The sequence below is a fragment of the Paraburkholderia sp. GAS348 genome (assembly GCF_050434205.1).
Lineage (GTDB): Bacteria > Pseudomonadota > Gammaproteobacteria > Burkholderiales > Burkholderiaceae > Paraburkholderia.
In genome coordinates this window covers 155,498-168,863 of record NZ_JBNPVT010000012.1, presented here as the reverse complement: position 1 = coordinate 168,863, position 13,366 = coordinate 155,498, and the positions used below count along the sequence as shown (strand labels likewise).

The 13,366-nt window shown below is 62.1% G+C and carries 10 protein-coding genes; 8 read left to right on the top strand and 2 right to left on the bottom strand.

Translation table 11 applies throughout. The features are described 5' to 3' along the window. The first annotated feature begins 359 nt into the window (after window positions 1-359). The 4 genes from P3T22_RS20930 (at window position 360) to P3T22_RS20915 (ending at window position 4,300) form a co-directional block, all read left to right on the top strand. Window positions 360-1,379: a beta-propeller fold lactonase family protein gene (locus tag P3T22_RS20930; RefSeq protein WP_063496661.1), complete on the top strand. Its 1,020-nt coding sequence runs from the start codon at window positions 360-362 to the stop codon at window positions 1,377-1,379. A gap of 46 nt (window positions 1,380-1,425) precedes the next feature. Beyond that, the gene (locus P3T22_RS20925; protein WP_063496660.1) at window positions 1,426-2,424 is read left to right on the top strand and encodes a sterol desaturase family protein; all 999 of its coding nucleotides are present in this window, start codon (window positions 1,426-1,428) and stop codon (window positions 2,422-2,424) included. Window positions 2,425-2,619: 195 nt separating this feature from the next. After that, window positions 2,620-3,450: an EI24 domain-containing protein gene (locus P3T22_RS20920; protein ID WP_429325983.1), complete on the top strand. Its 831-nt coding sequence runs from the start codon at window positions 2,620-2,622 to the stop codon at window positions 3,448-3,450. Window positions 3,451-3,469: 19 nt separating this feature from the next. Further along, the gene (locus P3T22_RS20915; protein WP_063496658.1) at window positions 3,470-4,300 is read left to right on the top strand and encodes a competence/damage-inducible protein A; all 831 of its coding nucleotides are present in this window, start codon (window positions 3,470-3,472) and stop codon (window positions 4,298-4,300) included. A gap of 202 nt (window positions 4,301-4,502) precedes the next feature. On the opposite strand, the gene P3T22_RS20910 is transcribed toward P3T22_RS20915, so the two are convergent. Next, window positions 4,503-4,967 (bottom strand): rhodanese-like domain-containing protein, encoded by a 465-nt coding sequence (locus P3T22_RS20910; RefSeq protein ID WP_063496657.1) that lies wholly within the window; start codon window positions 4,965-4,967, stop codon window positions 4,503-4,505. Window positions 4,968-5,406: 439 nt separating this feature from the next. Between P3T22_RS20910 and glnA the strand changes: the two genes are divergently transcribed. The 4 genes from glnA (at window position 5,407) to P3T22_RS20890 (ending at window position 12,380) form a co-directional block, all read left to right on the top strand. Beyond that, the gene (gene glnA, locus P3T22_RS20905) at window positions 5,407-6,822 is read left to right on the top strand and encodes a type I glutamate--ammonia ligase (protein ID WP_063496656.1); all 1,416 of its coding nucleotides are present in this window, start codon (window positions 5,407-5,409) and stop codon (window positions 6,820-6,822) included. 234 nt (window positions 6,823-7,056) lie between these two features. After that, entirely contained in the window at window positions 7,057-8,199 is a 1,143-nt protein-coding gene (glnL, locus tag P3T22_RS20900) for a nitrogen regulation protein NR(II) (RefSeq protein ID WP_063496655.1), read from the top strand. A 35-nt stretch (window positions 8,200-8,234) separates the two neighbouring features. After that, window positions 8,235-9,752 carry a nitrogen regulation protein NR(I) gene (gene ntrC / locus P3T22_RS20895; protein ID WP_429325982.1) on the top strand — a complete coding sequence of 506 codons (1,518 nt, stop codon included), beginning with the start codon at window positions 8,235-8,237 and terminating at the stop codon, window positions 9,750-9,752. Between the two features lie 207 nt (window positions 9,753-9,959). Continuing rightward, a complete protein-coding gene (locus tag P3T22_RS20890) occupies window positions 9,960-12,380 on the top strand; it encodes a prolyl oligopeptidase family serine peptidase (RefSeq protein WP_429325981.1) in 2,421 nt (806 codons plus the stop codon). Window positions 12,381-12,469: 89 nt separating this feature from the next. Here the strand turns inward: P3T22_RS20890 and xth are convergent, their stop codons facing one another. Continuing rightward, the gene (gene xth, locus P3T22_RS20885) at window positions 12,470-13,246 is read right to left on the bottom strand and encodes an exodeoxyribonuclease III (RefSeq protein ID WP_063496653.1); all 777 of its coding nucleotides are present in this window, start codon (window positions 13,244-13,246) and stop codon (window positions 12,470-12,472) included. Between the last annotated feature and the right edge of the window lie 120 nt (window positions 13,247-13,366).

Sequence of the window (13,366 nt, the reverse complement as noted above, 5' to 3'; positions counted from 1 at the left end):
CAATTCCTAAACGGTTGAAAATAAATAATTGAATGTAATCTATTTTGATTAATTGAAATATAAATGCATAGAGCTAGGAAATATAAAGAATTATCTTTGTTTGTCTTATGTTTTGTTTAAAAACGTGAGAATGTAATAATTTTTTGTTTTGATTGAAAAGAGTTGCATTGTGAAAATCGGACGGAAGTTTTTCTTACGCGAAACCGACGTTACGTTGGTAGTGCAGCGGAATTAGCTGACAGCGTCGTACCGACATCCCGCCCGGTTTGCACTTTTCCGCGCGTCGCACCCGCATCCACGTCAACCGCTGGTCACAGCAAACGTTCTACAATGTCGGCTGTTCTCCGAAGTGAGTTTTCATGCGTAAATTTTTTCTTCCCGGCTGGACTGCCACGTTCGCCGCAGGCGCGGCGCTGGTCGCCGCCGCAGGCTTTTTTTCTCCGGCGGCCCACGCCAACAACGTGATCGTGCTCAATTCCGGCGAAGCCACGCTGAGCCTGATCGACGAGGCCACTCACCAGGTCGTCGGCACGGTGCCAACAGGTAAAGAACCGCATCACTTGATGGCCACGCCGGACAATTCGTCGCTGATCGTCGCCAACTCGGTGTCGAACAATCTGATGTTCGTCGATCCGAAGTCGGGCCAGGTTCAGCGCTGGGTCGAGAACATCGAGGATCCGTATCAGATCGGTTTCTCGCCCGACCGAAAGTGGCTCGTCACCACCGGGCTGCGTCTGGACCGCCTCGACATCTATCACTACGACAGCCAGAAGAACCAGATGACGCTGGCCTCGCGTCTGCCGCTCGCGGTGATGCCGAGCCACATGGCGTTCACCAATGACAGCAAGACGGTTTTCGTCACGCTGCAGGTGTCGGGCGAGCTGGCCGCTATCGATCTGGCCACGCAAACCGTCAAGTGGAAGATGAAGGTCGGTAAGGTGCCGGCCGGGCTGTGGATGACGCCGGGCGAAAAGTACCTGCTGATCGGCATGACCGGGGCGGATTACGTCGCGGTGGTCGACTGGCGCAATCAGAAAATCGTCAAGACAATCCAGACCGGCAAGGGCGCGCATAACTTCCGCTCGCTGGCTGACGGCAAGCATGTGGCGGTGTCGAACCGCGTCGCGAGCACGATCAGCATCATCGACGAAGACACGCTCACCAACGTGGGCGACATCACCGGCCTGATGCCGGGCCCGGACGACATGGAACTTTCCGCCGACAAACGCTATCTATGGGTGACTTTCCGCTTCGCGAAGCACGTCGGCATCATCGACCTGAACACGCGTAAGCTGATCCAGACGATTGCCGTCGGCCGTTCGCCGCACGGTATCTATTTCCTCAATCGCGCGCCGGTCACGGCGCCGAACGGCGCTTGACGCTGTCATCAGCGAACCGCCAGGAATGGAGTAACAGGCCGGCACGATGTTCCATCTGATTTTTTCTTCTCTCGGCAGCGCCGTCTCAGCGGTGCAGACGCTGCTGTACGTCGACGTGGTGCAGCCGCTGCTGTTCCGCTTCGATCTGATGGACTACGACGAAGACACTTACGATAGCCTTTATTGGGTGATCGTCGGCGTCTTCGAGGTGCTGGCGATGTACGCGATCCTGCGCCCGCTCGAGGCGCTGCGCCCGGTGGAGCAGTGGGGAAACCGCAAGGCAGTGCGCGTCGACGTGATCTACACATGGATCGCCAAGCTCGGCATCCTCAACCTGTTTTTCTTTTTCGCGCTGCAGCCGTTCTTCGACAACGTGCAGGCGTGGCTGCGGCTGCACAACATCGCGAGTATCGACTTCGACAATCTGTGGCCGGGTGTCACCACGCAGCCCCTCGTCACGTTCGCGATGTATTTGCTGGTACTCGATTTCGCCGGTTACTGGTATCACCGCTGGGAGCATCGGTTCGGCGTGTGGTGGGAGCTGCACGCGGTGCATCACAGTCAGCAGCAGATGTCACTGTGGTCCGACGACCGTAACCACCTGCTCGACAGTTTGTTGCAGGCTTCGTTTTTCGCAGCGATCGCACTGGTGATCGGCGTGCCGCCGTCGCAATTCGTCGTGCTGGTGGCGATCACGAACCTGGCGCAGAGCGTGCAGCACGCGAACATTCGTCTGTACTTCGGCTGGCTCGGCGAGCGCCTGCTGGTCAGTCCGACTTTCCACCGCCGTCACCATGCGATCGGCTACGGCCATGAAGGCCTGAAGTACGGTTGCAATTTCGGGGTGTTGTTCCCCTGGTGGGACATGCTGTTTCGGAGCGTGTCATGGAGCCGGGAGATGGAGCCGACCGGTATCCGTGACCAACTCGAAGGCCGGCGCTACGGTGACGGTTTCTGGGCGCAGCACTGGCTCGCCTTCGTGCGCATCGCCGGGCGGCTTTCGCCGAAGCGTCGCACCGAGGGCTGCGACGCCGCCCCGGTTTAAGCATTCTTCCGCTCACGCCGCCGGTTTTCCCGGCGGCGCGTCACGTGGTTTATCCTGTCCACGTTTGCACGCACGACCCTGGTTAGCTTTCTGTTCGGCATTCCGGTCAGTATTCCGATCCGTCCGCCGCACTTTTGGCCGGTTTGTCGCGCCGCTTCCCTTATTCCATCGTTTCGTTCACTGGCACTGGCTCGCATGAATGATCTGTTGCGCTCGTTCGGACGCGCGCTCGCAAGCGCGCTCCACCCGCGCATGCTCTGGCTGACCTTCCTGCCGTTTCTGGCGGCAACGGTCGGGTGGGGCGTGATCCTGTGGTTTTCCTGGCAGACGCTGATCGGCGCCACCCGCACGTGGCTCGAAAGCTGGTTGTTCACGCTCACGCTTTATCGTCTGTTCGACTGGCTCGGCTTTTCGGCGCTGCACGCGGCGATCGCGCCGTTCATTGTGATTGCGATGGCGATTCCGTTGATCGTCGTCACGGTGTTGCTCTTGATCGCCACGCTGTCGATGCCGGCGGTGATCCGCTTTCTGTCGGTGCGGCAATTCGCGGGCCTCGAAATGCGCCACGGCGGAACGTGGTACGGTAGTCTCGGTCAGGCGTTGTGGACCACGCTGGTCTGTCTCGTGCTGCTGATTGTCACGTTGCCGCTCTGGCTGGTGCCGCCGTTCTTCGCGCTGATTCCGCCGCTCCTGTGGGGCTGGCTGACCTATCGCGTGATGAGTTACGACGCGCTGGCGCTGCATGCCACGCGTGACGAGCGCCGCGCGCTGGTGCGGCGTTTCAGGTTGCCGCTGTTGTTGATCGGCATCGCGAGCGGACTGCTGGGATCGCTGCCTACGCTGTTGTGGGCGTCGTCGGTCTGGTTGATCGTGCTGTTCCCGGTGATCACCGCGGTGACCATCTGGATCTACGCGTTCATCCTCGTGTTCTCGGCGCTGTGGTTCGGCTACTACTGTCTGCGCGCGCTGCAACGCATGCGCGCGGAAGAGCACGGCCCGCGGCACGCGGCGCCGGTTCCCTACTGATTAAATGAAAGAGGCGGCAATGGCATTTGGCGTCATCATCATCGGCGACGAAATCCTGTCGGGCAGACGCGTCGACAAGCATCTGCCGAAGGTCATCGAGTTGCTGGGCGCGCGCGGGCTGTCGCTCGGCTGGGCGGAATACGTCGGCGACGAGCCGGAGCGCATCACGGCAACGCTGCGACGCACGTTCGCGTCGGGCGACATCGTGTTTTCCACGGGTGGCATCGGCGCCACGCCGGACGACCACACCCGTCAGTGCGCGGCCGCCGCGCTCGGCGTGCCGCTCGAACTGCATCCGGAGGCCGCTAAGCTGATTCAGGAGCGCATCCGCGATATGTATCCGGCGAACTCGGCTACGCCGCTCGATCTGGACGCGCCTGAGAACCGGCATCGTCTGAATATGGGCACGTATCCGCGGGGCGCATCGATCGTTCCCAACGGCTACAACAAGATTCCGGGCTTCTCGATCAAGCAGCATTACTTCGTGCCGGGTTTCCCGGTGATGGCGTGGCCGATGATCGAATGGGTGCTGGACACCCAGTACGCGCACCTGCATCACGCGATACCGCACGCGGAAAAGTCATTGCTGGTCTTCGAGCTTCCGGAGTCGCGCGTTACGCCGTTGATGGAAAAAATCGAACACGATTTTCCGGGTGTGCGCGTGTTCAGCCTGCCGAGCGTGGGCGATGCGGCGCGCGGCGGCGTGTATGCGCGGCATCATATCGATCTGGGTGTGAAGGGCGAGCCGGAAGCGGTGGCGGCGGCCTTCGTGAAGCTGCGCGAAGGCGTGCATCTGCTGGGCGGCGACATTGTCGAGCCCGAGGCGGCTGCGGCTAAACCGCGCGCTTGAGCCGCGCTTGAGCCGCGGATGATTCTCCGCACCCGCCAAACGTTGTTTGGGCGCGCTCGCGCCCGTGCCCGTGCCCGTGCCTAACTCAAGACTCAATGCATCATCGGCCTGTCACACGCAGCGCCGACGATGCGTCTAACTGCAATCCATCGCCCGCAGCCTGCGTGGGGCGAGCTGCAACGATCGGGCAAGCGCTCAGCATTCAGGCGCCGATCCACGGCAATCCGCGAAAGCACCAGCCCGACACCGTCTTCCGATGCCCCTGGGCGTCCTTGTCGCCTTCGAAGCCTTCCAGCAGGTCATACGCCTTGTCGTAGCCCGCCTGGGTGGCGGCGATCGCGGCGAGCTTCGAGCGCGCGGCGCTGCGGCACAAAAACAGCACCGGCGTATCGGGCGAGGCCGCATGGCTCAGTTGCTGAAGGAATTCCTGGTTCGGCACGGCGCCCGGATAGCGCGTCCATTCCACATGCACGTATTGCCCGTCGCCGATAACCGGCCGGCCGACCCAGTCGAGTTCGGCGCGGGTGCGCACGTCGACGAGACGCGTGCGCGGATCGAGTTGCAGCAGTTCGAACGCCTCGGCGGGCGATACCGCGCCCGCGTAGGGCAACTGGTTCTCGGTGCGGCGCTTGTCCGCCTGGGCGTACAACTGTTCGAGCGTGCTCATGAGCGCAAACCTCCTTCGGACCAAATGATCATTCTAGCGCGCAGCGTGTGGTGCGGATGCGGTTCAGAGACGGCATCCCGTCCGTGCGAAGCGGGAGGATGCGCGCTCAATGATGGTGCATATTTTTACAAATGCACCAAAATGGAGGCGGTAGTCGTTGTTGATTTTGTGGGCGCACTTAATCGGTGCGTGATGGGGCTCAAAGTTTTCGGGGCTGCATGCGGTTCGGTGCGTCCGTTCCCCGCAAACGCGCGCGCAGTGTCGTTTTGCGTCGGGTTGGCGCATACGTGGCATGGAAGCTGCTTTATTGATGTCGATCGATTTGTTCCAGCAGGCTTTTATGTTCGTCCTCAGCGATAGAGGGGTGGACGCGCCGGGGCGGGTCAGCTAGATTGGGCGGCGGCTGAACCCGCCGAATTCGTTAATCAGGAGATAGGTTATGAGTAAATCCGTGGCCGACGTCGTTCAACTCGTCAAAGACGAAGACGTCAAGTTTGTCGACTTCCGCTTCACCGACACGCGCGGCAAAGAGCAACACGTTTCGGTGCCGGTGTCGGCATTCGATGAAGACAAGTTCGAAAGCGGCCATGCGTTTGACGGTTCGTCGATTGCCGGCTGGAAGGGCATCGAAGCATCGGACATGCTGCTGGTCCCGGACGCGAACACCGCCTTCATCGACCCGTTCTACGAAGAGTCGACCCTCGTCCTGACCTGCGACGTCGTCGAACCGGCTGACGGCAAGGGCTACGAACGCGACCCGCGTTCGCTCGCGAAGCGCGCTGAAGCGTATCTGAAGAGCACGGGCCTCGGCGACACGGCCTTCTTCGGTCCGGAACCTGAATTCTTCATTTTCGACTCGGTCAAGTGGGGCACGGACCAGTCGGGCACGTTCGTCAAGATCGGTTCGGAAGAAGCACCGTGGTCCTCGGCGATGGACTTCGAAGGCGGCAACACCGGCCACCGTCCGGGCACGAAGGGCGGCTACTTCCCGGTCGCGCCGGTCGACACGTTCCAGGACATCCGTTCGGAAATGTGTCTGTTGCTCGAACAGATCGGCATCCCGGTCGAAGTGCATCACCACGAAGTCGCGGGCCAGGGCCAGAACGAAATCGGCACGAAATTCTCGACGCTGGTGCAACGCGCCGACTGGCTACAGCAAATGAAGTACATCATCCAGAACGTCGCGCACACGTACGGCAAGACGGCAACGTTCATGCCGAAGCCGGTGGTCGGCGATAACGGTTCGGGCATGCACGTTCACCAGTCGATCTGGAAAGACGGCACGAACCTGTTCGCGGGCAACGGTTACGCAGGTCTGTCGGAATTCGCGCTGTTCTACATCGGCGGCATCATCAAGCATGCTCGCGCGCTGAACGCAATCACGAACCCGTCGACGAACTCGTACAAGCGCCTCGTGCCGCACTTCGAAGCACCGGTGAAGCTGGCTTACTCGGCTCGCAACCGTTCGGCATCGATCCGCATTCCGCACGTGTCGAACCCGAAGGGCCGCCGTATCGAAACGCGCTTCCCGGATCCGATGGCGAATCCGTACCTGTGCTTCTCCGCGCTGATGATGGCGGGTCTGGACGGCGTGCAGAACAAGATTCACCCGGGCGAAGCGGCCGACAAGAACCTGTACGACCTGCCGCCGGAAGAGGATGCAAAGATCCCGACCGTGTGTGCCGGCCTCGACCAGGCGCTGGACGCACTCGACGCGGACCGCGAGTTCCTGACGCGCGGTGGCGTGTTCACGGATTCGATGCTCGACGCGTACATCGAACTGAAGACGGGCGAGCTGCAACGCTATCGTCAGTCGGTGCACCCGATCGAATTCGAAATGTACTACTCGCTGTAAGCGGCAATGGCGCTTCGCCCTTCAAACGGCGAAGCGCTTTGCCCGACGCTCGCGATCGGTCACGAAGGGACGGCGGCGCCGTCCCTTTTTTGTTAGACCCGAATGATTCGGCGCGCAATGACGCGCAAGGTTTGCGGCGTAGGGGCAATGAAGCCGGACAGTAGTTAGCACAACAAGCAGGGCAATAAGCGCTACACCTGATTGATCACCATCTCCTATCGGCCACACTGCAAGATGGTTCTGAAGAATTTGATGAAGGCAAGGAAAGGACACGAGCAGACGCTGTCGGACGACGCTCAGCTGGTGAGTTCCGGTTTGCTGCCGGGCTTCGAGGCATTGCCGACGGTTGTGCTGGTGCTCGAAAAGCGCACGCTGCGCGTGGTGTTTGCGAACCCGTCGGCGGAATCGATGCTTGATCTGTCGCGCAAGCAACTGAGGCAGATGGCATGGCAGGACATCTTCTCGAACGCCGACGAACTTGTCGCGACCATCTCCGCGATCGCCGCTCACCGTTTTCACGCGACGCATCTGGACGCCGTACTCGAGCGCCCGGGCCACGAGCCGCTGCATGTGCATGCGATCGTCGGCTTTCTGGAGAGCGCGCAAGACTACGTGCTGCTCGAACTGTTCGAGAATGAGCGGCATTTACGGTCTGACCGCGAGGAGCGCATCAATGACCTCACGTCGGTCAACAAACAACTGATCCGCAATCTCGCGCACGAGATCAAGAACCCGCTCGGCGGGATTCGCGGCGCGGCGCAACTGCTCGAGTTCGAACTCGGCGAGCGTCAGCGCGACGAATTGCGCGAGTACACGCAGGTCATCATCAAGGAATCGGACCGGCTGCAAACGCTGGTCGATCGCTTGCTGGAGCCGCACCGGCATCCGCATATCGTTGGCGACGTGAATATTCACGAAGTCTGCGAGCGCGTGCGCCAGGTGATTCTCGCGGAGTTTCCGCGCGGACTCACGATCGAGCGCGATTACGATGTGAGCGTGCCGGACCTGCGCGGCGACAAGGAGCAACTGATCCAGGCGCTGCTGAACATTGTGCGCAATGCTGCGGAAGCATTGCGTGAACGCATCTCGCAAGGCGACGCGCGCATCGAATTGCGTACTCGCGTTGCGCGCAAGATCACCGTGTCGAAACGCTTATGTAAGCTGGCACTGGACTTGCGTATCACTGACAACGGCCCAGGCATTCCCGAGGAAATCCGTGACCGCATTTTCTATCCGCTCGTGTCGGGGCGCGAGGACGGCAGCGGTCTTGGCCTGACGCTCGCGCAGACCTTCGTGCAACAACACGACGGGCTGATCGAAGTGGAAAGCCGACCGGGCCATACCGAGTTTCAGATTCTGCTGCCGCTCGACTGCTAACACCGAATGTATTTCAAGACTTCTGACCGACCTATATGAAGCCGATCTGGATAGTAGACGACGATCAATCGATTCGCTGGGTGCTCGAAAAAGCGCTCGCTCGCGAAAACTTCGCGACACGCAGCTTCGCGAACGTGCGCGAGGCATCGGCCGCGCTCGATCACGACAGCCCTCAGGTGCTGGTGTCCGACATCAGGATGCCTGGCGGCTCCGGCCTCGAATTGCTGCAAACCGTCCGTGACAAGGTGCCGGGCTTGCCCGTCATCATCATGACGGCGTTCTCGGACCTGGATAGCGCGGTCGCCGCATTCCAGGGCGGCGCGTTCGAATACCTCGCCAAACCGTTCGACGTCGACAAGGCGGTCGAGTTGATCCGCCGCGCGGTCGACGAAAGCATGCGCGTCGAACAGACGTGGGACGACCGCGTTGCCGAGGCGCCGGAAATGCTCGGCCAGGCGCCGGCGATGCAGGACATGTTTCGCGCGATCGGCCGGCTGTCGCATTCCTCGGCCACCGTGCTCATTACTGGCGAATCAGGCACCGGTAAGGAACTGGTCGCGCGTGCGTTGCACCGACATAGCCCACGCGCGAACGGTCCCTTCATCGCGCTGAATACGGCGGCGATTCCGAAGGATCTGCTGGAGTCCGAACTGTTCGGTCACGAGCGCGGGGCGTTCACCGGTGCGCAGGCCATGCGCCAGGGGCGCTTCGAGCAGGCCGAAAACGGCACGCTGTTTCTCGACGAAATCGGCGACATGCCGTTCGATTTGCAGACACGCCTGTTGCGTGTGCTCTCGGACGGCCAGTTCTATCGTGTCGGCGGTCACAATCCATTGCGCGCCAACGTGCGCGTGATCGCGGCGACGCACCAGAATCTTGAATCGCGCGTGCGTCAGGGCCTGTTCCGCGAGGACTTGTATCACCGGCTCAATGTGATTCGCTTGCGCTTGCCGGCGTTGCGCGAGCGCAGCGAAGACATTCCGCTGCTCACGCGCCACTTTCTGCAAAAGAGTGCACGCGATCTGGGCGTGGAGCCGAAGCGCGTGTCCGAAGATGCGCTCGCTCATCTGGCATCGCTGCCGTTTCCGGGCAATGTGCGTCAACTGGAGAATCTCGCCAACTGGCTCACGGTGATGGCGCCGGCGCAGACCATCGAGATCAAGGACTTGCCGCCCGATCTGGGTCCCGTGCAAGCTGGCGTGACCGATTTCGCGGGCGGGGGCAGTGGCGTGACTGGCACGGGTGAAGCAGGGCTTGCCGGAGGCGCGCCGATCAACGGCGCCAGCGCGGCCACGCATCCGGCTGCCGCTGCCGGCATGCCGGCAGCGGCGACCGTGAGCGCCTGGGAAAGCGGCTTGCGCACCGAAGTCGCGCGGATGCTGCGTGAGAATGCGGCCGACGTCATGGACGAACTCGCGCGCCGTTTCGAAGCGGCGGTGATTCGCGAGGCGCTGGATTTCACACGCGGACGCAAGGTGGAGGCGGCGGAGCGCCTCGGCATTGGCCGTAATACGATTACGCGCAAAATTCAGGAACTCAATCTCGAGCCCTGAGGTTTGCGGGGGCGAACGGGGCGGCTTGCCAGCCGCCCCGGCAGTTTTCGCTCGCTTAGGGCACTTATCAGGCCGCCCGTTGGACCGCTTGCTCGACAGCGCCATAAGCCGCGTCGGCGGCGCCTTCAACCGCTCCGGCACGGTGCGTCAAAGGCTCCCGGGCTCACGCAAGGCATAATCGACGCTGTTTTCATTCGACAGCTGACGATGCCCGATTCTCCTGCTTCTCCCGCTCCTTTCTCCTGGCCGCTTTCCCCCGATCCTTTTCTGTCGCTCGAGGCGCTCGACGACCCCGGCGCGCTCGCGTGGGTCGAAGCGCAGAACGCCCGCACGCGCGCCGCATGGTGCAGGAGCGCGGAATTCGAGTCGCTCAAACGGCGGCTTGCGGACGCTTATCTGCCGCGCGAGCGTCCGGTCATCCCCGATCGCTGGAAGGACTGGGCCTACGATCTGTGGCAGGACGAGCGCAATCCCAAAGGCATCTGGCGGCGCACGACGTGGGCGGCCTGGCGCAGCGGCGCGCCGGTCTGGCAGAACCTGCTCGACTTCGACGCGCTCGGTGCGGCCGAAGGCACGCCATGGGTCTGCGCCGACCTCGACATTCTCTATCCCGATGGCGATCGCGCGCTGATTACGCTGTCGCCGGGCGGCTCGGATGCGCTGGTTGTGCGCGAGTTCGACATCGACGCGCAGCGGTTTGTCGACGACGGTTTCGTGATTGCGAAGGCCGGCAAGCACACGGCTTCGTGGATCGACCGGGATACGCTGTACGTCGGCTGGGACAACGGTCGCAAGACGCTGACGCGCTCCGGCTATCCGCGCGAAGTGCGGCGCTGGACGCGGGGCACTGCGCTGGCCGAGGCGCCGGTGGTCTTCAAAGACGCGTTCGGCGACATCGGCGTGGAGGCGCACTACGATCCTGTCGAGCAACGTCACACGGTGGTGAGCAGCGTCGATTTCTTCGACTCGCACACGTATTACCTCGATAGCGCCGATGGCGCTTTGGAGGATGGCGTTGCGGGCAATGCTGCTAAGGCAGCTAAGGCAGCTAAGGCAGCTAAGGCAGCTAAGGCAGCTAAGGCAGCTGAGGCAGCTGAGGCAACTGAGGCAGCTAACGCAGCTAACGCAGCTAACACGGCTAACACGGCTAACACGGCAAATGCAGGCAGCGTTGCCAATAGCGTCAATGCCTGGCAGCAGTACGACGTGCCGTCGCACGTCGCGGTCGGCGGCTGGCAGGGCTGGCTGCTGCTGGAGCCGCGCCTCGATTGGGACTGCAACGGTATGCGCTATCCGGGCGGCGCGTTGCTGGCGATCCGCGAAGCCGCATTCTTGCGTGGCGAGCGTGACGTGGTGCCGCTTTTCACGCCGACATCGCAAACCTCCGCCTGCGAGTGGACGCACACGCGCAATTATCTGATCGTGTCGTACCTGGAGGACGTGCAGAGCAGGACCTCGCTGTGGATCCCCTCGCAAGCGGCTGATGAAGTCTGGCACTGGCATCAACGCCTCTTTCCGTCGCGTGACGACGTGCAAGCCAACGTCTCACCTGTCGAGCCGACATTGAACGACGAAGTGTTCGTTGATACCGACGATTATTTGCAGCCGCCTGCCTACTGGCTCGCCGATCTTGCCCGGGACGACTTGACCGATTGGGCGTTGCTCGACCGATGGCCGACTCAGTTCGATGCGACGCCGTTCGCGGTGACGCGTGGGCATGCGGTGTCCGCGGACGGCACGCGCGTGCCGTACACCGTGATCGGACCGCGGATTGCGCGACACGCTGCGCAAGGGCAGACTGCGCAGACTGTGCAGCAAGCGCCCGAGCAGACGTCCGAGCAGACGTCCGAGCAGACGTCCGAGCAGACGTCCGAGCAGACGTCCGAGCAGACGCCCGAGCAAACGCCCGAGCAAGCGCCCGAGCAAACGCGCCTCTGCCTGCTCAACGGTTACGGCGGCTTCTCGATTCCGTTACTGCCGAGTTATCTGACCGGGCCGGGCATTGGCTGGCTGGAGCGGGGCGGTGTGTATGTGGTGGCGCATATTCGTGGCGGCGGTGAGTTCGGCACGCAGTGGCATACGGCGGCGCAGGGCGAGCATCGGCAGCGCGCGTTCGACGATTTCATCGCGGTGGCGCAAGCGCTCATCAGCACAGGCGTGACCAGCGCCGCGCAACTCGGCATTCAGGGCGGCAGCAATGGCGGCCTGCTGGTCGCGGCGTGCATGGTGCAGCGGCCCGAACTGTTCGGCGCCGTAGTGTGCGAAGTGCCGCTGCTCGACATGAGCCGCTATCACCTGCTGCACGCGGGCGCGTCATGGATCGATGAATACGGCGATCCGGACGAGCCCGGCGAAGCGCGCGTGCTGGCGGCCTATTCGCCCTATCACCGCGTGCGGGCGGAAGTGGCGTATTCGCCCGTGCTGTTCACCACGTCGACTGCGGACGACCGCGTGCATCCCGCACACGCGCGCAAGATGGCCGCGCGCATGCAGGCGCTGGGTGTGCAAAGGGTCTGGTATCGCGAGAACATGGAAGGAGGCCACGGCGGCTCCGATGAGCTGGAGCAGGCCGAGCATGATGCGATGGTGTTCGAGTTCCTGTGGCGCTGTTTGAACGGCCCGGCGTAGGCTTCGGAAACGGGCCGACTGGCGGGCGCGACTGACGGTTCGCTCTGGCGTTGTTGAGGCCTCGCTTGAGGCCATGCGTGCGGCGCCGTTCAGCCGAGCTGTGCGACGACCGGTGCGTGGTCCGACGGCTGATCCCACTTGCGCGGCACCTTGTCGACATCGCAGGACGAGCAGATTTCGGCAAGGGCTTTCGACAGCAGAATATGGTCGATGCGCAGCCCCGCATTGCGGCGGAACGCCATCATCCGGTAGTCCCACCACGAGTAGATTTTCTCCGGCTGCTCGAACTGGCGGAACGCATCGACGAGACCGAGTTCAATCAGCCGCACGAATTCGGCACGCTCTTCGGGCGACACCAGATTCTGGCCTTCCCACGCTTTCGGATCGTGCACGTCGCGATCTTCCGGCGCGATGTTGTAGTCGCCGAGCAGCGCGAGCTTCGGATACGGCGCCATTTCGCTCGCGATCCAATCGTGCAGTGCGGCGAGCCAGCGCAGCTTGTAGGCGAATTTGTCGGTACCCGGCGCCTGGCCGTTCGGGAAGTACGCGGAGACGATGCGCACGCCTTCGATGGTTGCGGCGATCACGCGTTGCTGCGGGTCTTCAAAACCCGGGATGTTGCGCACGATGCTGCTTTCGTCGACGTTCAGGCCTTTGCGCACCAGGATGCCGACGCCGTTATAGGTCTTCTGGCCGGCGAACCAGCTCCGGTAGCCTTTTTCTTCGAGCTCGGCGCGGGGAAATTTGTCGTCGGTCAGCTTCAGTTCCTGCAGGCACAGCACATCGGTGTGGCTGGTTTCGAGCCAATCGATGACGTGCTGCAGGCGGACTTTGAGGGAGTTGACGTTCCAGGTGGCGATTTTCATGAAATTCTCACATTCTTGCTGGGCGAGGCTTTGTGGGGTACTGTCCCCGCGGTTTTGCCTTATTTTGCTTTAGCTGCCCCGTCTGGCGTCCCGGATTCGGGTTGGCCGGATCAGGTTGAT

Excerpts from the sequence above, each read along its gene's own strand:
- P3T22_RS20930 (WP_063496661.1), top strand. The coding sequence starts at position 360 with ATGCGTAAATTTTTTCTTCCCGGCTGGACTGCCACGTTCGCCGCAGGC.
- P3T22_RS20925 (WP_063496660.1), top strand. The coding sequence starts at position 1,426 with ATGTTCCATCTGATTTTTTCTTCTCTCGGCAGCGCCGTCTCAGCGGTG.
- P3T22_RS20920 (WP_429325983.1), top strand. The coding sequence starts at position 2,620 with ATGAATGATCTGTTGCGCTCGTTCGGACGCGCGCTCGCAAGCGCGCTC.
- P3T22_RS20915 (WP_063496658.1), top strand. The coding sequence starts at position 3,470 with ATGGCATTTGGCGTCATCATCATCGGCGACGAAATCCTGTCGGGCAGA.
- P3T22_RS20910 (WP_063496657.1), bottom strand. The coding sequence starts at position 4,967 with ATGAGCACGCTCGAACAGTTGTACGCCCAGGCGGACAAGCGCCGCACC.
- glnA (WP_063496656.1), top strand. The coding sequence starts at position 5,407 with ATGAGTAAATCCGTGGCCGACGTCGTTCAACTCGTCAAAGACGAAGAC.
- glnL (WP_063496655.1), top strand. The coding sequence starts at position 7,057 with ATGGTTCTGAAGAATTTGATGAAGGCAAGGAAAGGACACGAGCAGACG.
- ntrC (WP_429325982.1), top strand. The coding sequence starts at position 8,235 with ATGAAGCCGATCTGGATAGTAGACGACGATCAATCGATTCGCTGGGTG.
- P3T22_RS20890 (WP_429325981.1), top strand. The coding sequence starts at position 9,960 with ATGCCCGATTCTCCTGCTTCTCCCGCTCCTTTCTCCTGGCCGCTTTCC.
- xth (WP_063496653.1), bottom strand. The coding sequence starts at position 13,246 with ATGAAAATCGCCACCTGGAACGTCAACTCCCTCAAAGTCCGCCTGCAG.